17 protein-coding genes and 1 pseudogene are annotated in these 24,504 nt (G+C 44.2%); 4 read left to right on the forward strand and 14 right to left on the reverse strand.

Annotated features, from left to right (window positions below; genetic code table 11):
• Positions 1–976 precede the first annotated feature (976 nt).
• The 3 genes from SWP_RS21780 to SWP_RS21790 form a co-directional block, all read right to left on the reverse strand.
• The gene (locus SWP_RS21780; protein WP_020914867.1) at positions 977–4,126 is read right to left on the reverse strand and encodes an efflux RND transporter permease subunit; all 3,150 of its coding nucleotides are present in this window, start codon (positions 4,124–4,126) and stop codon (positions 977–979) included.
• A gap of 9 nt (positions 4,127–4,135) precedes the next feature.
• Positions 4,136–5,293 carry an efflux RND transporter periplasmic adaptor subunit gene (locus SWP_RS21785; RefSeq protein WP_020914868.1) on the reverse strand — a complete coding sequence of 386 codons (1,158 nt, stop codon included), beginning with the start codon at positions 5,291–5,293 and terminating at the stop codon, positions 4,136–4,138.
• A 610-nt stretch (positions 5,294–5,903) separates the two neighbouring features.
• Positions 5,904–6,593, reverse strand: a complete 690-nt coding sequence (locus SWP_RS21790; protein WP_020914870.1) for a DNA-3-methyladenine glycosylase I — start codon at positions 6,591–6,593, stop codon at positions 5,904–5,906.
• 157 nt (positions 6,594–6,750) lie between these two features.
• Here SWP_RS21790 and SWP_RS21795 point away from each other — a divergent pair, with 157 nt between their 5' ends.
• On the forward strand, positions 6,751–7,377 hold the full coding sequence (locus SWP_RS21795; protein WP_020914871.1) for a glutathione S-transferase family protein: 627 nt from the start codon (positions 6,751–6,753) through the stop codon (positions 7,375–7,377).
• Between the two features lie 5 nt (positions 7,378–7,382).
• On the opposite strand, the gene SWP_RS21800 is transcribed toward SWP_RS21795, so the two are convergent.
• Both SWP_RS21800 and prlC read right to left on the reverse strand, forming a co-directional pair.
• Positions 7,383–7,913 carry a thioesterase family protein gene (locus SWP_RS21800; RefSeq protein WP_020914872.1) on the reverse strand — a complete coding sequence of 177 codons (531 nt, stop codon included), beginning with the start codon at positions 7,911–7,913 and terminating at the stop codon, positions 7,383–7,385.
• A 370-nt stretch (positions 7,914–8,283) separates the two neighbouring features.
• Positions 8,284–10,324 (reverse strand): annotated as a pseudogene (gene prlC / locus SWP_RS21805) (oligopeptidase A).
• A 275-nt stretch (positions 10,325–10,599) separates the two neighbouring features.
• Here prlC and SWP_RS21810 point away from each other — a divergent pair.
• From SWP_RS21810 to gorA, 3 genes are all read left to right on the forward strand, one after another.
• Positions 10,600–11,385, forward strand: coding sequence for a hypothetical protein (locus SWP_RS21810; protein WP_020914874.1), 786 nt, complete (start codon positions 10,600–10,602; stop codon positions 11,383–11,385).
• Positions 11,386–11,505: 120 nt separating this feature from the next.
• Positions 11,506–11,973, forward strand: coding sequence for a hypothetical protein (locus SWP_RS21815; RefSeq protein WP_020914875.1), 468 nt, complete (start codon positions 11,506–11,508; stop codon positions 11,971–11,973).
• A 339-nt stretch (positions 11,974–12,312) separates the two neighbouring features.
• On the forward strand, positions 12,313–13,668 hold the full coding sequence (gorA, locus tag SWP_RS21820) for a glutathione-disulfide reductase (RefSeq protein ID WP_020914876.1): 1,356 nt from the start codon (positions 12,313–12,315) through the stop codon (positions 13,666–13,668).
• Between the two features lie 181 nt (positions 13,669–13,849).
• Here gorA and SWP_RS21825 read toward each other — a convergent pair whose 3' ends face one another.
• From SWP_RS21825 to caiT, 9 genes are all read right to left on the reverse strand, one after another.
• Positions 13,850–14,740: a LysR substrate-binding domain-containing protein gene (locus SWP_RS21825; RefSeq protein ID WP_020914877.1), complete on the reverse strand. Its 891-nt coding sequence runs from the start codon at positions 14,738–14,740 to the stop codon at positions 13,850–13,852.
• Between the two features lie 188 nt (positions 14,741–14,928).
• Complete coding sequence (locus SWP_RS21830; protein WP_020914878.1) at positions 14,929–15,870, reverse strand: alpha/beta hydrolase; 942 nt, start codon at positions 15,868–15,870, stop codon at positions 14,929–14,931.
• Between the two features lie 165 nt (positions 15,871–16,035).
• A complete protein-coding gene (caiE, locus tag SWP_RS21835; protein WP_044556178.1) occupies positions 16,036–16,635 on the reverse strand; it encodes a carnitine operon protein CaiE in 600 nt (199 codons plus the stop codon).
• Between the two features lie 12 nt (positions 16,636–16,647).
• Positions 16,648–17,499 carry a MaoC/PaaZ C-terminal domain-containing protein gene (locus tag SWP_RS21840; RefSeq protein ID WP_020914880.1) on the reverse strand — a complete coding sequence of 284 codons (852 nt, stop codon included), beginning with the start codon at positions 17,497–17,499 and terminating at the stop codon, positions 16,648–16,650.
• Between the two features lie 91 nt (positions 17,500–17,590).
• Positions 17,591–18,376 (reverse strand): crotonobetainyl-CoA hydratase, encoded by a 786-nt coding sequence (gene caiD / locus SWP_RS21845; RefSeq protein WP_020914881.1) that lies wholly within the window; start codon positions 18,374–18,376, stop codon positions 17,591–17,593.
• 62 nt (positions 18,377–18,438) lie between these two features.
• A complete protein-coding gene (caiC, locus tag SWP_RS21850) occupies positions 18,439–19,992 on the reverse strand; it encodes a crotonobetaine/carnitine-CoA ligase (protein WP_020914882.1) in 1,554 nt (517 codons plus the stop codon).
• 10 nt (positions 19,993–20,002) lie between these two features.
• On the reverse strand, positions 20,003–21,229 hold the full coding sequence (gene caiB / locus SWP_RS21855) for an L-carnitine CoA-transferase (protein ID WP_020914883.1): 1,227 nt from the start codon (positions 21,227–21,229) through the stop codon (positions 20,003–20,005).
• 218 nt (positions 21,230–21,447) lie between these two features.
• Positions 21,448–22,584, reverse strand: coding sequence for a crotonobetainyl-CoA dehydrogenase (gene caiA / locus SWP_RS21860; RefSeq protein ID WP_020914884.1), 1,137 nt, complete (start codon positions 22,582–22,584; stop codon positions 21,448–21,450).
• Between the two features lie 42 nt (positions 22,585–22,626).
• The gene (gene caiT, locus SWP_RS21865; RefSeq protein ID WP_020914885.1) at positions 22,627–24,183 is read right to left on the reverse strand and encodes an L-carnitine/gamma-butyrobetaine antiporter; all 1,557 of its coding nucleotides are present in this window, start codon (positions 24,181–24,183) and stop codon (positions 22,627–22,629) included.
• Positions 24,184–24,504 lie beyond the last annotated feature (321 nt).

Here is a 24,504-nt window from a genome sequence, read left to right on the forward strand (position 1 = left end):
GAACTGATTGCGCATAATTTGGTGATTATCCGCACAAAACCAATAATACTGTATAAAAACACAAACACTGCTCTTTCCGACTGATGAGAAAAAATATTGCAAAGAGGTTATTGCTGCATTGGACTAATTGCTGGCGTAAACTCATTTTGGGGCATTTCCGTGCTAGAAGCCTTACCACTACGGTACAAAATAAAACACCAGTTTTCGAGTGCAGATACGGCCGTGACCGTCCATGACATGGACGTCATGGCCGAGCTTCCAAGGATGGACTTGCAGCGTGTCACGGTAGTGTCTGTACATCCGCCCGCTGCAGGCGATTGGCAATGATGCAGCCAAAATAAAGAACCTGCTGCTTAGTAACACCAATCAAAAATGTAGTCAGTCTTCATTTAAAGATCTACCAACTTTGGGGCACAAATCTGCTAGCCCAAATCTGCTTTTGTACACAAGAGTGGCAACCTAAAACCAATTGCATTAAGTATTTGACCAGTTCAGAGCCCCTCAGCCTTTTCAATTCAAAGCGCATTGGTAAAGAAATGGTTATTCCCTTTTAAGCCAATGCAAAGCAGAAGTGGAAAGACTGAGGGGCTCACGTAGTGCGGCTGAGGTTAAACAAATTGGCAAACGCTGTATGCTTCGCTATGGGATTTGGATATACGACTAAATGGTCTATTTTGTTCCATACAAAATAAGACATTCCGGCCCTCCTTGGCGGTCAGATTTAGGAGGTACGAGACCAAGGATGGTCGAAGGTAGAATAATGCAGGAGCAATTATCGAGAGCGAAGCAGGATGCCAGAGCCGAGAATAACTATTAGCTCAAATTCCACTACTTGCCTACAGCGTTTTGAATTCCCGCTGAATGGTCAAACTTTTAATGCAATTGGTATAAAACCTCAACAAATCTCAGTTCGGGTCAGACTCAAGCAACAAAAAGCCCAGCAAATGCTGGGCTTTTTTAGTCAATAACTGTGACGTTATTTATTCGCTTTAGCTTCTGCCTTGGCGGCTTTAGCATTATCTCGTTCGCGCTTACTGAACATACGCTCAACAATCACGAAGAAGATTGGAATGAAAAAGATCCCCATAAAGGTAGAACTCATCATACCGCCTAGTACAGCAGTACCAATTGCGTTTTGGCTACCAGAGCCTACGCCGCTACTGATAGCGAGTGGCACAACACCAAGACCAAATGCTAATGATGTCATTAGAATCGGACGCAGACGCACTCGAACTGCATGCAGGGTTGCTTCTACCAAGCCCGCCCCTTTCTCGTAGAACTCTTTGGCGAATTCTACGATTAAGATGGCATTTTTGGTTGCCAGTCCCACCGTTGTCAACAGACCCACCTGGAAGAATACGTCATTTGGTAAACCACGACCATTCATCGCCAGCAGCGCACCAATAATCCCCAAAGGAACCACTAGAATAACCGCAAATGGTACTGACCAGCTTTCGTACAATGCCGCTAATACCAGGAATACCACAACAATTGACAAGGCATATAGCATTGGTGCTTGGTTACCAGAGAGACGTTCCTCATAAGATAGACCATTCCACTCAACACCGAACCCTGGTGGTAATTTCTTAACCATGTCTTCGATAATATTCATTGCTTCACCAGTACTAAAGCCTGGTGCAACACCACCTTGAATATTCATCGCTGGTAGACCATTAAAGCGCTCTAGTCGCGGCGAACCATATTCCCATGATCCTGTAGCAAACGCAGAGAAAGGTACCATTTCGCCTTGACTGTTTCTCACATACCAAGAGTCCATGTCTTCAGGCTGCATACGGTACTCGGCTTCACCTTGCACGTACACTTTCTTCACTCGCCCACGATCGATAAAGTCATTGACGTAATTACCACCCCAAGCAGTGCCAAGCACACTGTTTACAGCATCAATATCGACACTTAAGGCACGCAATTTCGCATGGTCGATATGCACTTGATAAAGCGGTGCATCCTCTTGACCATTAGGACGTACGCCCACAAGGTTAGGGTTTTGCGACGCCATACCAAGTAGCATATTACGTGCTTCAACTAATTTATCGTGACCCTGACCATTACGATCTTGTAGATAAAAGTCGAAACCGTTTGCAGTACCAAGCTCAATAACTGCCGGCGGCACAAACGCAAATACAAATGCTTCTTTCATCTGCATAAACATGCCCATCGCACGTCCAGCTACTGACTGCACATCCTGTCCTGGATTTTGGCGTTCCGACCAATCTTTCAAGCCAACAAACGCAATCCCCATGTTTTGACCGTTACCGGCGAAACTAAAGCCTGATACGCTAAATACAGATTTAACATTATCGCCTTCAGCGTTTAAGTAAAAGTCAGTAACATCTTCCAGTACATTCTGCGTCGCTTCCTGAGTCGAGTTCACTGGCAAAATAGCCTGAGTAAACAAGATCCCCTGATCTTCATCAGGTAAGAATGCAGTTGGCATACGCATAAAGATCCAACCTACAGCAACGGTAATGGCCAAATAAACCATCATAGTGCGACCGGCGCGCTTGATCATAGCTGCAACGCTGTCTTCATAACGCGAGGTTAGTGCATCAAACTTACGGTTAAACCAACCAAAGAAACCTGTCTTCTTATGGCCTTCACCTTTAGCAATCGGTTTGAGCATAGTTGCACAAAGAGCAGGCGTAAGAATAATCGCCACCATGACTGACAGAGCCATCGCCGATACAATCGTTATTGAGAACTGCCTGTAGATCACACCAGTTGAACCCGACATAAATGCCATAGGAACGAACACTGCCGATAGCGTTAAACCAATCCCCACAAGCGCACCAGTGATCTGATCCATCGACTTCTTGGTGGCCTCAATTGGACTAAGTCCCTCCTCCTGCATCACGCGCTCAACGTTCTCGACTACAACAATCGCGTCATCAACCAATAGACCGATTGCCAACACCATCGCAAACATGGTTAAGGTGTTTATCGAGAATCCTGCCGCTGACAAAATCGCAAATGTCCCCAGTAGAACCACAGGAACAGCAATAGTCGGGATCAGGGTGGCTCGGAAGTTCTGCAAGAACAGGTACATGATCAAAAATACTAAGACCACGGCTTCAAGTAATGTATGGACTACGCCTTCAATCGATTTTTCAACGAAAGGGGTGGTGTCATACGGATAAACAATCTCCATCCCTTCAGGGAAGAAAGGTTGCATCTCTTCGATTTTAGCTCGAACACCTTCAGCCGTCGCCAGTGCGTTAGCACCTGTTGCCAACTGAATACCAATACCCGCTGCAGGCTTACCATTGTAAAAAGACTCAACCGCATAACTTTCAGCGCCTAGCTCTACACGTGCCACATCTTCAAGGAACACTTTGGCACCAGAAGGGTCGGCTTTAATAATAATTTTCTTGAACTGATCAGCAGTTTGTAAACGGCTTTGTGCCGAAACTGTCGCGTTAAGTTCTTGTCCAGCAACAGATGGAGAACCACCTAACTGTCCTGCCGAGACTTGGGCATTTTGCTCTCTAATAGAAGAGATAATGTCCATGCTCGTCAGGTTATATTGGGTCAGCTTTAATGGATCAAGCCAAATACGCATCGCATATTGAGCACCAAACAGCTCAATAGTCCCCACACCCGGTACCCGGCTGAGAGGATCTTGAATGTTTGAACCCACGTAATCCGAGATATCGTTTTTATCTAGCGAGCCATCTTCAGAAACAAACCCTACAACCATCAAGAAGCCAGCACTCGACTTCGCGACGTTCACACCTTGTGCCTGTACCTCTTGCGGTAACAAGGGCATGGCTAACTGGAGCTTATTTTGCACCTGTACCTGAGCAATATCAGGATCAGCCTCAGCGTTAAAAGTTAGGGTAATTTGTGCATTACCAAAACTATCACTGGTCGATGAAATGTAACGCAGATGGTCAAGGCCTGTCATACGTTGCTCAATAACCTGAGTTACCGAATCTTCCATCGTTTTCGCAGAGGCGCCAGGATAAACAGCGCTAATCACCACCGATGGCGGCGCAATATTAGGATATTGTGACACTGGTAAACCGAGGATGGATAACACCCCTGCCAGCATCACAATAATGGCGATTACCCAAGCAAAAATAGGGCGATCGATAAAGAAACGTGCCATAGCTCTACCCTATTTCTGTTGTTGTGCTTGAGGTTTCTTATCAGCCACTAAAGGACCAGCCTTAACAGGTGCTCCAGGGCGAATTTTTTGCAGACCTTCAACAATAAGCTGATCACCCACATTCAAACCTTCGGTAATACGCCACTGGTTATCAATCACTTGTGCAGTGGTCACAATACGTGATGCCACTTTACCGTCAGTAATCACCATGGCGACAGCCTGGCCTTTAGTGTTACGAGTAATCGCACGCTGCGGCACTAGAATCGCCTCTGGGTCAGTACCAGTATTGAGTACAGCACGCACGTACATACCCGGCATTAACAGACCGTCAGGATTAGGGAATTCAGCACGTAAAATCACTGAGCCGGTATTCTCATTAACGCTGACTTCAGCAAACTGCAATAAACCATCATGCCCGTAAGTCGAGCCGTCTTCCAAAATAAGCTTCACACCCGCATTTTCAGATGCCTTAAGCTGGCCATCTTTCATTTGCGACTTTAAGCGTAATAACTGAGCACTGGATTGAGTGATCTCAATGTTAATTGGATCCAGCTGTTGAATCGTAGCTAAAGTATCAGTTTGGCTTGCAGTGACTAACGCCCCGGCGGTTACTGATGACTTACCGATACGGCCAGAAATTGGCGCACGCACTTCAGTGTACTCAAGGTTAATCGACGCAGTATTAATCGCGGCTTCAGCCACAGTAACACGCGCTAATGCTTCTTTATAAGCTGCATCAGCTTCATCGTAATCTTGCTCACTGATAGAGTTCAGCTTTACCAATTTCTTAAAACGTAATGCCTTGGCTTTGGCTGATACTAAGCTTGCTTCGGCACTCTTAAGATCGGCTTTGGCACTCACAAGTGCTGCTTTGTAAGTCGCCGAATCGATTTGATATAGCGACTGTCCTTTCTCGACATCTTTACCTTCAACAAAACCGCGGTTCATAATGATACCGCTCACTTGAGGGCGAACTTCAGCCTCGAGATAAGCCTTACTTCGACCAGGCAACTCAACCAGAATAGATTGAGGTTTAGCTGCAATGGTAATTGCACCCACCTCCATAGGCCCTCTTTCTTGAGGCCCCATGTTTTCCGGTTTTTGATCACAGCCAGTTATCCATAACGCCACACTTAAAACAGAGGCAATTTTCACTATTTGCCGCATGAGAACTCCTATAAAGCCATCTATTTGGTAATTGATTTATATAATACCAATCAGTATAAGTAGTTGATCTACTCAGAGTGTTTTCGGCGAACTAATTCAAGGCGGATAATTGACATAATGGTTGTTCCCTTTTGCATTTATCCAACACCGAAGTAGAAAGCCAAAAACACTCCTTCCAGGCGAGTTTTAGCAGCTCTGTTGCTGCGTTAATGAGCTTGAACGTAGAATAACTATGCGCTTCACTCACTTCCTTGCCTCAAAACCGCTAAACTCTCGCTGAGCGATCAAATCTTTATACCGATTGGTATGAAGCACAAAATGCCGTCAATTAAACCTTTGAAAGCATAATTTTTTGTCTAATGATTTAGCGGGTCTTTATCTCATAATGTCGGCTTGTCAACAAGGTGATCTACCAGTTTAATTTGTAAGCTAATAAGAATTTTCGCGCTAAATCAGCCACATATGTTTCATAAATGTAAACAAAACAGCGCTTGCAGCTAACCTATTAGCTTTAAGTGTAGATTAGCTGACATTGGATAGCGGAAATTAACTATAAGCGAACGTCATCAGCAAAAAGAAAACATCCAACAGATTGTAAGGTTAAGAGGAGTTAAAAACGGTTGTCCCCAACGCTACATGCCAAAATTCGGCTAATATCTGCCAAACTACGCCCCGATTCTTGCTGCCAATGAGTAAACACCGTTTGCACCTGTTTTAGCCCCGCTTTTGAGCTAAAGCCATAATCGACTAAATGGTGGGCTTTGAGGTATCCCTGTACATCCCCCGTCAGTAAAAATGTGTCTTTACCGATAGCACGTAAAAAATAGGGGCCAGTGTTACCACCGAGGCGGTTACCTTTACGCTTAAGTTCGGCCCATAACCCCGTAATATTTTCACTTGGCCAGTTCGCTAAATAGTCTGCAAAACTACCATATTCGCGGGCGATATCATTCACCATATGGGCGTTGTCGTAAATCGCCATGGTTTTCTTTAAGTGCCTAATGAGCGAGGCGTCGCTGGCTCTATCTTGCAGCTGTTCAGGAGATAACATCAGTACTTTAAAGGGCTCAAAATCAAAAAATGCTTTTTCATAAGCTGGCCACTTGGCCTCAACAATTCGCCATACAAAACCACTTTGAAACACCTTTTTGCTCATTTCAGATAGTAGCTGTGCATCCTTGTATTGACCGATTTCATCCTCTTCAAGACTCGCGGGCATCAACAACTCAAGCCCAGCTGGTCCGCCTTTTCGCTCCGCAGCTCGCTCATAGATTGAAGCAAATGTCTCAATACGACTCATTATTTTTCCTTTAATTATTACTAACCCGCTGAACGGCATTGCTTTCTCAACATAACACTCGTGAATGCCATTTACACAGCAAAATACGCACATTGTGGGGAACCCATTTAGCGACTAGAGTTAACCCAATAACTTTAGATTGGAGCCAGTCACTAGTATGGATCTGTATTACCATCCACTGTCACGACAATCACAAAAGGTTCTCATTGCCCTTTATGAAAAACAAGCTCATTTCTATCCGCATATTATTGATCTTACGGATCCCTATGCGAGGCGCGAATTCCAGCGAATAGATTCGACGGGTTATCTGCCGACATTAAGAATTGAGTCTGGAGAAATAATCCCAGATGCGAGCGTTATCATAGAATACCTTGATGCGACCATCGATCAAGGTACTCAACTAATTCCATTTACCACCCCTGATGCACTACAAGTACGCCTCTATGACAGGCTCAGTGATACACGCCTCGATAAGGTGATCGATAATTGGCAGAGCGCACAGCGTCAAAATTTGAACAACCAGCTAAGAATCAAGCAGCTTGAGAATGAGTTACTGACCACTTTAGATAGCTTTGATAGGCGTCTTGCCAGAAATCACTGGCTATGCGGCGACAGCTTCAGTCTTGCCGACTGCGCGACAATTCCTTGCCTACTGTCGTTAGAAACAAAATTCAATCTACTGGACTATGAACATTTAGGCCGTTACTGGATCCAAGCCACACTGCGGGGTGCGATTAATCAGGTGCAAGAGGAAGTCGCACTGACGCTTGCGCGTCAGGCATAACAGTTCTATGTGTTCTGCTGCTTTTTCAATTGTAAAAAGCTTTTCCATTTCTGCACTTCTGTGGGCAGTTCTGGTTGAGCAGCATTAAACTGTATCTCTTCCAACATGGCTGAGATTGGTACTTGCTTACGCTTGCAAACAAATACACCACGTACATGAGCAATACAGTGTAAGCCTCGCTCACTCACAAAGCGCTGTTCAACATAGAAGTACTTTTCATCCCATCCGACCATCTTGCTTTCAATATTGAACTGGGCAAAGGGTTTAATATCGCGAATATAGGTAAATTCGGCGGCATTAATAATCGGCATCCAGCCAAGCTTTAAGAAACGTTTTAGTAATCCCATTTCAGACAGCATATAGGTTCGAGCCAGATCCATAAACGCTGGATAACGTGAATTGGTCAGATGAAAGTTGATATCGCAATCGCTAGGAAGTGCACGGTAGCTCAGAGTACTTGTACCTAAAAAATCAATTTTGTTGCAATGACGTACGCGCCAAGCAAACAACCAAAAAAGCCTAAAATAGAGATTCATTTACTGCTAAACCCACATCCTTGATAAATAACAGCGGGCAGGCTACCAAAGGTCATACCAGATGACAAGCCATGAAGTATTACCAAACCTTTGCTCTATACCCGTTCAACATGAAGGTGTGGATTCTGGCTGAGCGGGCATATATACCCATCCGACCTGAAAATGCAGGATTCTGTGGGAGTTTAATGGGCTTTAGTCACAGGTTCATTGCTCCATGCTGAACCTAAGCACCTACATCCATGTAGGCGAGGCATTTTCAAGTGGGATAGGTATATAAAGCCCAGCCATTGCTTAATTGACCACTCCAATAGGATTGGTTAAAAGAAAAAAGGCGCTCAAAGCGCCTTTTTTTACTCAATGATTCTGCGGTTTAACCATTAATACCACTATGCCTTAGCAGCGCATCAGTTTTCGGCTCACGCCCACGAAAGCGTTTAAATAGCTCCATCGGCTCTTCACTGCCACCCATTTCAAGAATGTTCTCAAGGAAGCGCTTGCCTGTTTCAGCATTAAAGATCCCCTGCTCTTCAAACAGTGAGAAAGCATCTGCCGATAGCACCTCAGCCCATTTATAGCTGTAATAACCAGCCGCGTAACCACCAGCAAAAATATGCGCAAAACCATGTTGGAAGCGATTAAACTCAGGCGCTTTTACTACAGCAACCAAGTCTCGAGTTTCATTAAGCTTGTCTTGGATCTGCGCACCAGCAGCTGGGTCAAACTCTAGATGCATCTTAAAATCAAACAGTGAGAACTCAAGCTGGCGCAACATCATCATGCCTGACTGGAAGTTTTTCGCCGCCAGCATTTTATCGAGCATCTCTTTAGGTAAAGGCTCACCCGTTTCGAAATGTCCAGAGATCTCAGCCAGCGCCTCCTCCTCATAACACCAGTTTTCCATAAACTGACTTGGCAGCTCCACAGCATCCCACGGCACCCCGCTAATACCAGATACCCCACCTACGTCAATTTTGGTCAACATATGGTGAATACCATGGCCAAACTCATGGAACAGTGTGGTCACTTCATCATGGGTGAACAGCGCAGGCTTACCCGCTACTGGTGCATTGAAGTTACACGTTAGGTAAGCCACTGGATCTTGCAGACCAACGGATGTTGCACGACGTGCGCGACAGTCATCCATCCATGCGCCGCCACGTTTGCCTTCACGGGCATAAAGATCTAAATAAAAACTGCCTCTATGCTCGCCACTACTGTCACTGATATGGAAGAAACGCACATCTTCGTGCCAGCTATCAAACTGTTTTTGCTCTTCGACTTTAAGACCGAATAGACGCGACACAGTATAGAACAGACCCGATAGCACTTTGTCTTCAGGGAAGTAAGGACGCAGTAACTCTTGAGAGATCTCATACCTGTGTTGCTTTAGCTTCTCGGCGTAAAAACTCAAATCCCAAGCAGCCAGATCAGTCGCTCCATACTCGCTCGCAGCGAACTCGGTAAGCTCTTTAAGTTCAGTCTCACCTTGTGCTTTAGAGCGCGTTGCCAGTTCAGTTAGAAATTCCAGCACTTGAGCTGGGGTTTCGGCCATTTTGGTAGCCAAAGACTTATCGGCAAAGCTGTCGAATCCTAAAAGGTTTGCAAGTTCATGGCGTAAAGCCAAGATCTCATCCATTAATGGACCATTATCAAACTCACCCGCATTAGGACCTTGGTCAGACGCACGAGTCACAAATGCGCGGTAGCACTCTTCACGCAGCTCACGGTTTTCACTGTAGGTCATTACTGGCAGATAAGATGGGAAGTCTAAGGTAAATAACCAGCCTTGTTGCTCTTTGGCAACTGCCATCGCCGCAGCTGCAGCTATTGCTGACTCAGGTAAACCTTTAAGCTCATTCTCATCGGTGATCAACTTGCTCCACGCTTGGGTTGCATCTAATAGTTGATTAGAGAAACCACTAGTGAGCTCCGACATCCGCTTAACAAGCTCGCCATAACGCTGCTTATCGCTATCACTTAAGCCAATACCTGAGAGTTCAAAGTCACGCAGGCTATTCGCAATCATCTTCTTTTGCGCTTGCGAGTAATCGTTAAACTCAGCTGATGCGGCAAGCGATTTATAGGCTTGATAAAGCCCCTGATGTTGACCGACGAATGTGCCGTACTCCGAGAGTAATGGTAAACAGGCATCATGAGCTGCGCGCCATTCATCATTGCTAACGACAGAGTTCATGTGTGAGATAGGTGACCAGATTTTCCCAAGTTCATCATCTACATCATCTAACGGAGCCACAAGGTTGTCCCAGCTAAAAGCGCCAGTATTTTTTAACACTTCATCGATTTTGGCACGACAGTTGGCAATCCCCTGGCTCTACAGCTGGCTGAATATGTTCAGGCTTAATACTAGAAAAAGGTGGAAGCTTAGCGCTTTGTAATAAGGGGTTGCTCATGGTTGAGTCCTTAACATTCTAAGTTGATAGATAAAGAGATGAGGGTAAGTAAGCCAATATTCAATTGTATTAGTAAGAATAGTTGCCATAAATATACCGCCTAACAGGTAACAATTTGTTTATCTTTGACTAAAGTCAATTTTCTTCAGGCCGGGTTACCGTCATAATTAGTATTGCAAAGCGCCTCGCAAATACAACCGATTATCATTTACATTCACTATCCGCAAATTATGATGTACGCGATGTTAACTTTCGCCTAAATATTGAGCTTCACCATGAAAAATGCCAACACACTTGCTCTTGCAATTTCGCTGCTAATAAGTGCTTCAGCAGCACATGCTGATGACCCCAAAAAAATTGACGACTCCCACGCTAACCGAATTATTGAAAAAAAATCTCAGCTTGAGAATCAAGAGCTTGAAGCAATATTTGATCTGGGCTGGGATTCAAAATACATTTCAGAGGGTCGAGATAATCTCTCAAACGGTGGCATATATTGGGCGACAGCAGCCATACAAAAAGACAACTTTAACATTTATGCCACTGTCGGACGCGGTGACAGTGAACACTATACTGAATGGAACTTTGGCATCGACTATAGCTTCAACTTAAGTGAACATTTGGTCGGTAATGTTGGCTATCAACGCTTGGAGTTTTACGGCAACGAACGTGCTAATGATAACGAGCTTTTTAGTAGCATCGAATACACCCAGTTCGATTGGTTAGTGCCTTCTCTTAGTTATACCTATTCTACCGAAGCTGCTGGTTACTTTGTTGAGTTTACCGTTCACAGTGACTGGGCGCTGACAGAGAGCTTTACTATCTCCCCCTACATAACCCAAGGGTTCGACTTTCAATACGTGACAGAAGAACATAACGGTGCCAACCACTTACAGTTCGGTATTGAGGCCGAATATGTACTGATTAACCACTGGGTATTGTCTGGGCATATAAGCCACAGCATTGCCCAAGAAGATATTAAACTTGAAGCGAGAGAAAACGGCAACAGCAGCGGTTTAGATGAAACTTACGCTGGTATGCACCTCAGCTGGAGCTTTTAAATAACTCCCCATCCTATTTGGTTGAGCTATAGTTGTTTTTGCAGCCTTAATACGCTGCAACAATAGCAACACTGTCATTTGCAAAGGATTGCAGATGCAATACAGCCTAGAGGACAAGGAATGTTACTCACCTTTTATCGCGTCACCATCATTTTTTTACTACTTCATTGCCCTTACGCCATAGCAAGTGATCCCTCCACTTTACCTTTAGGTACTGTACTGGATGATAAAGGCCAACCGCTGACAATACCGACCCAAAACAAAACGGCCTTGAGTTACTCAACTCCCCCAGCAGTAAACAGCAGCCATAACATTAAAACGCCCCTATCCAAGCCTAAATCGAAATACAAAAAAACCAGTCGTAAACAACAGCTTGCAAGCCGCAAAAACGTGGCCAATGACGCGGGCTGCCGCTGGCTTAATGGCCGCATGAAACAGCTAGAGAAACAACTTAGATTAGGTGTAAATCACCGTAATCAACATCAGCAGCAAGAACTTAACGTGCGGCAAGATGAATGGGAATGCTTAAAGTGTGGTGTAGAAGGACCCAATCCGAGTGACCATCATAGCTGCCAATATCGACGCTAACCCAGGAAAAGGGAGCTGAAAGTTCTCAGACTAGGATCAGGTCTTAACTGTTACCGGATGAATTAAGCCTGGTGGTCAAAGATTGAAATGGACAACATTCATCCCAATATCAGTTAGCAAGCTCACAATCTATCGCTGAGATATTTGCTCTGGTTCAAATAAATATTTAGCTCTACAATGGCTGTATCTAGATTCGACAAGCCATAAGAATTTTGGATGATGTGAATCTTTTTGGTTCTAAATTCGTCATCTATTTATTGGCATCAGTCGTACACAGGAACAAAAGCCTCAGTCTTATTCGCTTTTGCTCCTCAATAAGTTACTTTTTTGGAGATACAAATGGCTCAACATTTTGATTATATCTGTCTTGGCGCTGGTAGCGGCGGTATCGCTTCAGGTAATCGTGCAGCAATGCGCGGCGCAAAAGTATTGGTAATTGAAGCAAAACACGTTGGCGGCACTTGCGTAAATGTAGGCTGTGTACCTAAAAAAGTGATGTGGTATGGCGCTCATGTCGCCGAATCTATGCACCTATTCGCTAAAGATTATGGCTTTGACGTAACAGTTAATAACTTTAACTGGAACACTTTAGTTGATAACCGTGAAGCCTATATTAGCCGGATCCACGATGCTTATGGACGTGGTTTTGCCAGCAATAACGTCACTCTGCTAAATGGTTACGGTAAGTTTATTAACGCCAATACTATTGAAGTTGATGGTGAGCACTACACCGCCGATCATATCCTTATCGCTACGGGCGGCGCGCCAACCATTCCAAATATTCCTGGTGCTGAATACGGTATTGATTCAGATGGATTCTTCGCGCTGCGCGAACAACCAAAGCGTGTTGCCGTTGTTGGCGCAGGTTATATTGCGGTTGAACTTGCCGGCGTATTACATGCATTAGGTAGCGAAACTCATTTATTAGTGCGTAAACATGCTCCTCTGCGTAACTTCGATCCGATTTTGACTGATACCTTAGTTGAAGCGATGAAGATCAATGGGCCGACATTACACACCCATAGCATTCCAAAAGCTGTGGTTAAAAATGCCGATGATAGCCTGACACTAGAACTTGAAAACGGCGACAGCATTACCGTAGATAGCCTAATTTGGGCCATTGGCCGCTCACCTTCTACTAGCAACATTGGTCTTGAAAATACTGATGTAAAGCTTAATGAAAAAGGTTATGTGGTCACCGACGAGCAGCAAAATACAACAGCAAAAGGTATTTACTGCGTTGGCGACATCATGGAGGGTGGCGTAGAGCTTACCCCCGTTGCAGTAAAAGCCGGCCGTTTATTGTCAGAGCGCCTATTTGGTAACATGCCTGATGCCAAAATGGATTACAGCGTTATTCCAACCGTAGTATTCAGCCACCCGCCTATTGGTACTATGGGACTGACTGAACCAGAAGCTGAAGAGCAATTTGGCAAAGATAACATTAAGGTCTATACCTCTGGCTTTACCTCAATGTACACCGCCATTACTGCACACCGTGAAGCCTGTAAAATGAAGTTGATTTGTGCCGGTGAAGATGAAGTTGTTGTCGGTATCCATGGCATTGGCTTTGGTATGGATGAGATCCTCCAAGGCTTTGGTGTAGCAATGAAGATGGGCGCTACCAAAGCAGACTTTGATGCTGTAGTGGCTATTCACCCAACGGGTGCGGAAGAGTTTGTTACTATGAGATAGCAAACCATTAACGGCTATATACTTTTGATTTAAAGTAAATTTGTCGATGCTAATTGTTAATAAAAAACAATATACCCTCATTAACTATCTCAAGTTTAATGAGGGTTTACTTATCTATTATAGATAAGTAAACCAGAGCAAGTAGCAAAATTACTAGCAGGAATTGGCTGAAATTTGTTAGTTAAGAACCGCTTCTAGCATATTCTTTAATGATCCAGTCAACAATTTTGGTTATACGAATATCTCGCTTTCTTGATGATTTGTAAGCGACCGAGTACGTCCAGCCAGTGTAAAAATGAGGTAGCTCTAACTTAACCAGATTTCCCGACTCAACCTCTATTTGTAAAGTTTGTTCTAAGCCTAATACTAATCCCTGCCCCAAAATAGCTGCCTGTACCGCTAGCATATTATGGTTAAAAATAAATTTTCTCTGTAGTGGACCTACACCCACTTTGTTAAATCTAAACCACCCTTCCCAATCGACACCATAATCTTTGTGTTTTGAATATAGCAAGGTTTGTTCGTGGAAGTTATCTAACGAGATATTAGGGTGTTGTTCGAGATATTTGGGGCTGCAATATGCCTCAAGCTTCTCTTCTACCAATGGGATGATGCTATATCCATCTTGACATTCTCGGGTAATGATAAAGATATCTGCCAACATATCACTCATTTCAACATCATCTTGGAACATGCCCACATTGATATTAAATTCAGGATGTTCTCGTCTAAGTTTTGCCATTTTAGGCACTAACCAACGCGCAGCAAGTGAGTTGTATGAATGAATACGTACCTCGTTGGACATATCAGGTACTAAACTGGCACAAACACTATTTAAATCATAAAAAACGGGCGCAAGTCTCTGTCGAAGTTCTAAGCCAGACTCTGTCAGAGTAATCTTGCCGGCGTTACGGTGAAACAGTTTCTCAAGGAAATAATCCTCAAGCAATTTAATCTGCTGTGAAACCGCACTCTGTGTAATGCAAAGTTCATTAGCAGCAAGGGAGCAGCTTTCTAACCGTGCGCATGATTCAAAAACCTGTAACGCCCTTAAGGGAATATTATGATTCATATTTGACTACATAGTTTTAGTGCATGATGCTTGAGACTAACATAGGCTTTAAGCGTAAAAATGTAACTTGGGGCACATTAAGATGCTAATTCCTTGTCCGAAGTAAACTCGTTAGTATTTATTCGAACAAGCTCACGAAACCCTTTATTTCACGAGCATATTCAAACAATACTCCTAACAGCGGACAGCTAAACCTTTAGTAGATCTTGCTTAAGTTCATCAAGAAATTCATCAGCTTGATCAAACACTCCTAACATTTTAATGAACCCATGAATGACCCCATCAAAACAGCGATATTTTACGTTCACACCACTACTTTCTAACTCCCTATAATATAAATAACCATCATCACAAAGCGGATCAAACTCAGCGGTATAGATAAGCGTTGCAGGCAGGTCTTTGTGACTTTGAGCGCTTAATGGGGAACAATAGGGGTTCAGGGCATCCGCTTCGCTACGCAAATAATGCCCCCAATAATACTTCATACTCGCTTGTTGCAGCAGGTAACCTTCGGCATGAGTTTGCGCTGATGGCGTGTTCCAACCGTATTGAACCGCAGGATAGATCAGAACCTGATAGGCAAGCTTAGGACCATTTTCGTCCCGCAATCTTAAGGTCACTGCCGCCGCTAAATTACCACCAGCACTGTCACCTAAAATTCCAATTCGGTTTACATCAAGCCCTAAACATTTAGCATGCTCGAAAATCCACAAAGTTGATGCATAGCAATCGTCTATGGGAATGGGAAACTTATGCTCAGGTGCTTTTTGATAATTGATAGCTATAACAACAGAACCAGTACGATGAGCCAAAGCGCGGCTAAAATGGTCGTTAGTCTCGATATTAGAGACCACCCAACCACTACCATGTATAAAGATGATCGCAGGCTGTAGATCATCAATATCGCAATGTATTGGCCGATAAATTCGTATCGGCAGATCTGCTGTCGGGCCTGGGATAAAGCTGTGCTCAACACCCGCAACACTTTCTAGTACTCGAGCCCCTCTATTTCTTATCAGTTCATTCATTTCTAGCCGTCGAGACTCAGCAGGAGTCAAGTCTTCGTAGGCTTTAGCGCCAGAGTCGGTAACCTGCTGAATAAAATGAGCCACTTTGGGGTCTAACGCCATTGTTCTTTCCTTATAAAATCCAACTTCTATGCACCAGCACAAAAGCCTACTTCAATTCGATACGGTGGCCGCCTGAGGCGCTAACAGGTTTAAGCGTTATTGGGGTCGCACATCCCCTTAAACCTTGAGCCTTACAAGCTCACTCAGGCGGCATAATTAACTGAGTTACATAAGCTTGGCTTGGGGGAGCACCTCAGTAACACCTTTTAATCTTGGTCTATTTGATTCAGCCGCGATAAGCGGCGTCACAACTTGCATGTTTTGTGCTGAACGTTTTGCTAACACCTGATATTCCAAGGTATTTAAGCCTTTCCAAGACAGCTCTTTCTCGGTCACTTCACGTATCACTTTCGCAGGCTGTCCCATTAACACCTGCTTTGGCAACCCTTGAAATCCAGCGTTTACAAAACTCATGGCAGCAACAATACTGTCTTCACCAATCACTGCACCATCCATCACGACCGAGTTCATCCCTACCAATGCATTTCGCTTTACAACACAGCCGTGCAAAATCGCGCCATGGCCAATATGCCCATCTTGTTCAATCAAGGTATCCACATCACAATAACCGTGCATGATGCAGCCATCTTGTAAGTTGCAGCCTTTTTGCAAAATTAGGCGGCCATAATCACCACGAAGTGAAGCATGGGGACCAACATAAACTCCAGCTTCAATAATCACATCACCGATGAGTACTGCAGTAGGATGCACATAGGCACTCGGTTCAACCACTGGAATTAATCCTTCAAACGCGTAGCACGCCATAAAAACCTTCACTTATTGCCATTCAACAAGGCCAAAATTAAGATAGAACGTCTGTGGGTCATTAGCATCGATAACGCAAAAATGGACACAGTTATTGCGCCATTGCCAGATCTGAGTCTTAACTCGACAACCTGGATACAAAGACTTGGTTAAGCGTGTTTTAAATCGCGTTAGCCGCTCAGGCTCGCCAGGAAACATTGCCTGAATAACATGCCGACAAGCAACGCCAGCAGTACTCACGCCGTGTAAATTAGGTTTAGGATGACCAAACTCCTGCGCATATTCCCAATCCACATGTTGCGGATGGTCATCTCCTGAAAGGCGATAGATCAGTGCTTGATTTAATGGGATCTCTTGCTCAATTTCAAAATCAGGTTTGCGCTCAGGGATCTCAACGATATCTTTTGCCGCCTTGGCGCCACCAAAGCCGCCATCATATAAGGCGCAATCCCAGCTCTCATTGGTAAATAGCTTAGTGCCGGCTTCATCGAAAGTCTCACCAATATGTTGTGCTAAGCACCCGCGGCCTTCGCCTCGATCAAACAAGCCTTTTAACAACACCATGGTGCTCAGCCTGCCTGGATTAGTGGGCAAAGGTTGATGAATATGCAGATCAAAGCCCCAGTGCAGTGAGCCACCCCAGTTAAAGCCGTAATCGATAGTTTTGGTCACTTCGGCATCAACAATTTGAGTGGCTGCAAAGATAGGTAACACCTTAAAATTTTTCTCATAAACATAATCAAGATCGGTCTTGCCATCACTGCCTGCACCACAACCCAGTGCAAACAGCATCAAGTCTCTAGCCGTATATTCATTAACGAATGGGCCATAGGTCTGACCTTGCATCTCTAATTTCAACGCCATCTGTAAATCCTTTCATTACCGACAAACAGTTAAAATAAAACCTGATGCTTCACCAGAAATATCAGGCTCTATCGAGAATAAACATTTTTACCTATTTGCCTTTCCAAACTGGGGCACGCTTTTCAGAGAAAGCTAATGGCCCCTCTAGCGCATCTTCAGAATGTAGTACTGAAGGGTAGTTTTTCAGGCCACCAGCGCGAATATGGCGATAACCCTCTTCGACTGATAGCTCACTGGTTTCACGGTAAATTTCTTTAATTGCTGCAATGGCTAATGGCGCTCCTTGTGCAATTTGATGGGCAAGCTCACGCGCAGTTTCCATAAGCTGATCACTGCTAACCACATTATTGACAACCCCCCAACGCAACGCTTCTTCAGCGCCCATACCTCGTCCTGTCATCATAAGCTCGTTTACTATGGCAGGCGGTAACAACTTGGGTAGACGTAACATTCCGCCGCTATCGGGGACGATACCCAATTTGGCTTCTGGCAATGCAAAGCTGGCGTTTTCAGAGCAAACAATCATGTCTGCTGCTAATGCCAACTCAAAACCACCACCAAACGCATAGCCATTTACTGCGGCAATAACGGGCTTATCCAGATCAAAGATTTCAGTCAATCCTGCAAATCCACCAGGACCAAAATCGGCATCAGGCGCTTCACCTTCTGCAGCCGCTTTCAAGTCCCAACCAGCTGAGAAGAAACGTTCACCTGCACCAGTGATAATCGCAACGCGTAGCTCTGGATCCTCTCGGAAAGCTAAAAACACTTCGCCCATTTCAAAACTGGTTTTAGCGTCAATCGCATTGGCTTTCGGTCTATCAAGAGTAATTTCTAAAATAGCGCCATTGCGGGTAACGTGTAATGATTCACTCATGTTAATACTCCAATATAGAGCCACTTCAGACTCATTTATTAAAAAGCTAATTTAAGTTAACTTCATTTGAGAAGTTTCTTTTGTACTTTGCAGGTACAAGTTCTTGGAAAAGAAATTTTTATTTCGATAAAGGAAGGCACTTTAAATTTCGCCATATTCTCTGCACAAAACTGCAGAATTTCGTCGACACTTAAAACAGTCCCTTCAGTTAAGATGACAAAAGCTTTAACCGCTTCGTCACGGATAACATCCGCGACACCGATGACTGCTGCATCTTGAATATAAGGATGCGACATCAGTATTTTTTCAATTTCAGTGCTAGAGATGTTTTCGCCGGAACGCTTAATCATGTTGGTCTTTCGATCAACAAAATAGAACAGACCAAGGTCATCAACATAGGCTTTATCGCCAGTGTAGAGCCAGCCATCAGCGCTGAGCACTTCTTCTGTCGACTTAGCATCTTGGTAATAACCTTTCATTATTGTTCGCCCAGGCACTCCTTTAACCCAGAGATCACCAATCACATTGGCAGCTAACTCTTGGCCATTCTCATCAGCAACCTTAGCTTCGTAACCTAAGCCTGGTCGGCCAATCGATGGCCAATGACGTTCTTCTGATGGGCTATCACCAATCAGGCCCACTAAGGTTTCAGTCATGCCGTAGGAGTTAAATAGCTGCACCTTGAATCGGCTTTCGAAATCACGCTTTTCTTGATCGGAGATATGTAAAAAAAACAACATGTCACGCAGGCAATGATTTTGCTCTGTAGCAACCTTAGGCTGCAGCATTAAGGTGCGAATAATCATCGGCATACTATGAGTTATAGTGGCCCGATAATCACAGATTTGTCGCCAGAACTTACGTGCACTGTACTTTTCTAGCATCACCAATGTGGCGCCAACGGTAAATGCAGCCATGGCCGCATTACACTGAAAGTCGATATGAAAACTCGGCATCATCGTTAGATAGATATCATCGCACCTCAGGCTGGTTTGCCACGCAGTGTAATAACCAGCAAACTGCAAATTACAGTGGGTGATCTCTACGCCTTTAGGTTGCGAAGTCGTGCCAGAGGTGAATAGTATTTCGGCGACGTCATCACTGCTAAGAGTGATCCGCTGAGTAAGCTCAACAGCTTGCTGTTGCAGCAATTGGTCAAAGCTCATTGCCGGCGAAAGAGTTTCGCTTTGTGCCCTACTGACCAGAATATGCTTGATTGAGTTACCAGCAACCTGCTGCATAGCACTGTAAATTGGAAGAAACTCTTCCTCTATGACAACAGCTGTTACAGCACATTTATCAATAATGTATTGGCACTCCGCAAGTAGATATTGGCTGTTAATCGGCACGGTCACTGCACCAATTTTGGCTAAGCCAAACCAACAGAAAATAAATTGCGGACTGTTGTATAACTGCACTGCGACTTTATCGCCTTTTTTGACCCCAAGGCTAAAAAACAAATTGGCAGTTTTTGTTATTTCGTCATTAAGCTGACTATAGGTAAACTCTTGGGCATCGCCAGCAGCATCCTCATAAACCAACGCTGTGTTATTACTAAATTTCCGAGCACGCTCTTCCCACATGCATCTTAATGTTTTGCTACCAACGATATCCATTCTTCTAGCCTCACTTACACTCAGATACTTTCACTAAGCCTTTTTCGCTTAAGCTCTGAATTTGTTCCTGTGAGTAACCAATATCTTGCAAGATTGCAGCGGTATCCATGCCATGCTTAGGCATACCACGCCAGATTTGACCTGGGTTATTCTTAAACTTAGGCATCACGTTTGGACCTCTGTAGGTCTTACCGTCGATGTTTTTCCATTCAGTAATCGATTCACGTGCAATGTACTGCGGGTTACTATCAAGCTCTGGAATTGTCAGCACTTTTGCACAAGCCACTTTCAATTCTGCAAACCTTGCCATAACCTCTTCAATGCTTCTTTCACCTAAATACAGATCCAGCGCATCCTCTACTTGATAGCCGAACGGACACTCAATACGGTGAATGAGTTGAGTTCCAGCAGGGATCTCTTCTCCGCCATACAGATGGGTGATATTCATATCTTTGAACATCTCTTCAATCTGCATACCGCCAACCAGCTCCATGACGATATAACCGTCGTTACACTTATACAGGCCACAACCTGCATAGTAAGGGTCTTTACCCTTGGTCATACGTGGGCAAACTTCGCCGCCATTAAAATGATCCATCATGAAGTACTGACCCATGCGCAGCATCACTTCGTACATTGCCACATCAATACTTTCACCCACTCCGGTTTCGCGTACACGATAGAGTGCAGCCAATGCAGAAGTCGTTGCCGTCATACCTGAGAAGTAATCTGCTGTGTATGGGAAAGCAGGCATTGGCTGGTCAACATCACCATTCTGGATAAGGTAGCCACTGAACGCTTGAGCAATGGTATTGTAAGCAGGCAGGTTAGTGTATTCATCAGTACCGTACTGGCCAAAACCCGATAAGTGAGCGATCACTAACTTTTTATTATGCTCCCATAACACTTCATCTGTAATTCCGCGACGAGCAAATGCAGGTCCTTTGCTGGCTTCGATGAAAATGTCAGTGGTTTCCATTAATTTAAGAAATGCATCACGGCCTTCATCTTTAAAAATATTTAGTGATAATGCATGTAGATTACGGCGTGATAATTCTGGGTAGTTAGGTTGAACACGGATAGTATCCGCATAGGCTACGTTTTCGATCCAAATGACTTCGGCACCCCACTCTGCTAGCATTTGTGCCGCAAATGGACCCGCAATTTCAATACCTGAAAACACCACTCTTAAACCAGAAAGAGGACCAAACGTAGGTGTGGACAATTTATTTGACATGATACCCATCTCTCTTAATATTCGAATTAAATTCCCCACGACATAGTGTCGCGAAGCTTGTCTTTATTTGTTGATTAAACACTGTCGTATTGGGTGCTGGGGTATGAATCGCAGTGTCGATCTGCTTTGCAATAAAAAGAAGATTCATACCCCAGCAATTACACCACGCAGGCTATGTACTGACGATGCAGCACTCAGCCTGTTTGCTCAGTGGAGAATTAACGATAACGCTTCAGCACTTCGCGGCCTAAAGTTAGGATCTGCATTTCATCTGAGCCGCCTGATACACGGTCAACACGAATATCTCGCCACATGCGGCTGATACGGTGTTCACCAGCAATCGCATAACCACCAAGCACTTGCATTGCTGAGTCAATCACTTCAAAGCCAGCGTTGGCGCAGTAGAACTTACACATTGCAGAGTCACCCGACGTCATAGTGCCGTTGTCACACTTCCAGGCAGCTTCATAAACCATGTTCTTCATGCTGTTTAGCTTGATAGCCATATGTGCAAACTTGTCCTGGATCAGCTGGAAACGGCCGATAGCTTCACCGAACTGCACTCGTTGGTTTGCATATTTAGCCGCATCTTCAAATGCACAGTAAGCTGCGCCGTAGTTAGTTAACGCCACCAAGAAACGCTCAGAGTCAAACTCCTCTTTAACACGCATAAAGCCGTTGCCTTCGATACCAAACATGTCTGACTCTTCTAACTCGAACTCGTCAAACTGCAGCTCGCAACAGCTGTCCATTTTCAATCCAAGCTTTGGTAGCTTGCTCATCTTGATGCTAGGCTTAGACATATCGATAAACCACTCAGTAAAAATAGGCTTTTCTGACTCAGCATCTTTCGCCATAACCACAATATATGGCGTACCTGCAGCACTAGTGATGAAGCACTTACTACCGGTTAAATACACCTTGCCATCGCGGCGCTTGTATGTAGTAAGCAAGCTCCCCACATCAGAACCTGCACTCGGCTCGGTAATCGCTGAGTTCCACATCTGCTTACCCGTGCCACGTAATGCCATGATCTTATCGATCTGTTCAGGGCTACCATGACGCAGCATTGTCGTGATGCCTGGTAATTGGTACAGCACATAGGTTGGCGCACCTAAACGGCCTAGCTCTTCCCAAATTACTGCTAAGGTAACCATGCCTTCATTGAATCCACCGTGCTCTTCTGGCAGCAGCAAACTGTCGATCCCCATTTCAGCTAGCTCTTTAACGAAGCGCTCTGGATATTGGCTGTTTTCATCACACTCAGCGAAATAGTTTTCCCAATTCTCTTTAGCCATTAGGTCACGAATGCCAGCTACAAAAAGCTCTTGTTCGTCAGTTAATTTAAAATCCATTGTTTAATCCTCTACATTTCATCTATTAAACCCAAGGTGTGGCTAGGCCTTTTCATCCACAGGTTTCCAATTGTTTTTACGCGCATCTTTTAAGAAAGAGATAATGATCATGACATTGACGATAATCAGCGGCGCACCACCAGCAATAATTGCTGTTTGTAGCGGTTTCAGACCACCAAGTGATAGCAGAACAATACCAATCACACCGACTAGGATTGACCAACCAACACGTACCCAAATTGGTGGTTCGTTATCAGCATCAGCCCCTTTACATGTAGACATTGCTAAGGTGTAGGAACAGGCATTGACTAAGGTCACTGTTGCAAGGAAGCATAAAATGAAGAACCCCCACATAGTGATGGTACTAAATGGTAGTGCGGCCCAGGTCTCGATGATGGCTCTAGCAGCCCCATACTGTTCAATAAGTAGCGGCATGTTAACGAGATTTTCATTCATCAAGTTCATGGTGTTACTGCCGAGGATGGTCCAAAGAAACCAGGTAGATGCAGTCAGGCCGGCAACCATAGTCAAACAAAGTTCGCGTACCGTACGACCACGAGAGATCTTAGCGAGGAAGATACACATCTGAATGCCATATACGACCCACCAAGCCCAGTAGAATACAGTCCAATCTTGCGGGAAGCTGCCTTCACTTACGGCTGCTGTGTAGAACAACATACGTGGAAGTAGATCTAGCATCACACCCACTGATTCGGTGAAGTAGTTAACCGTAAAGCTCGTAGCACCGATAAGAAACACCCACACCAACATGATAATGCTGAGGTAACTACGTAAGTCACTGGCAATCTTCACCCCCTTAGTTAAACCAAAAGCAACACAGATAGCATTGAAAATAATCCATGAAGAGATAACAATGGTGTCAACTTCTGGGGTTCGCGGAATACCAAACAACCATTGAATACATTCAGTCACTAATGGAGTCGCCAAGCCTAAGCTAGTACCCATAGCAAGGATCAATGCAACCACATACACGTTATCGATAAAAATACCAATGAAGCCTTTGTGGTGTTTACCTAGAATCGGCTCTAAGGTGCCGCTTGGGCGTACAACATCCATTTTCTTAACGAATAGGAAGTAGCCCAACGCGACAGTAAAGAAACCATAACCCATCCAAGGAAGTGGTCCCCAGTGAAATAAACTGTACGCCAGACCAAGTTCTTTAGCAGGAACCGATAAGGATTCAAGCTCGAAAGGCGGATACGTCACGTAGTAGTAGACTTCTAACGACCCCCAGAACAGCACTGCTGCTGAAGTACAAGAAGCAAACATCAAGAAGATCCAGCTCCCTGTACTAAACTCGGGCTTCTCCTGACCCAAGCGATTTTTAGAATAGGGACCCCAAGTTAACCAAGCCCAACCCGCTCCCATGAAAATCATATACCACTCAAATGCCCACCCCCATGAGTGAGTCAAGTAGTGGAACACTTCTTTAATCACCAAATTAGCGGCATCCAAATCTTTTACGGTAAAATAAGAAAGTATGATTACTGCAATTAATGAAGGAAAAAATATAATAGGATCAATCGTGACCTTTTTCTTCCCTACCTTGGCATTTACATCCATCGTTTTATCGTTCATATCAATACTTCTCCCTCTCTGTTTTAGGAGGATAATAGTTAAAGTTTTATACTGAGTATTTATCGAATTATTTAAATCTCTGACTACAAAACAAATAAAGTAGAATTATAACCAGGGAATACAACCAATCACCAAACAACAAAGCCAATCATTTATAAAAACCACAAAACAATTAATCAATAACAACTCCGTTGATTTGCGTAGGAATAATGACAGCCAACATTTTGGTATACAGTGATCGTTATCACGTTCATTTAAAATAGAAATACAATGATGTAAATACGCCAACTACAGCTAACAAACAATGAAAATTACACTAGC

It is taken from the genome of Shewanella piezotolerans WP3 (assembly GCF_000014885.1).
Lineage (GTDB): Bacteria > Pseudomonadota > Gammaproteobacteria > Enterobacterales > Shewanellaceae > Shewanella > Shewanella piezotolerans.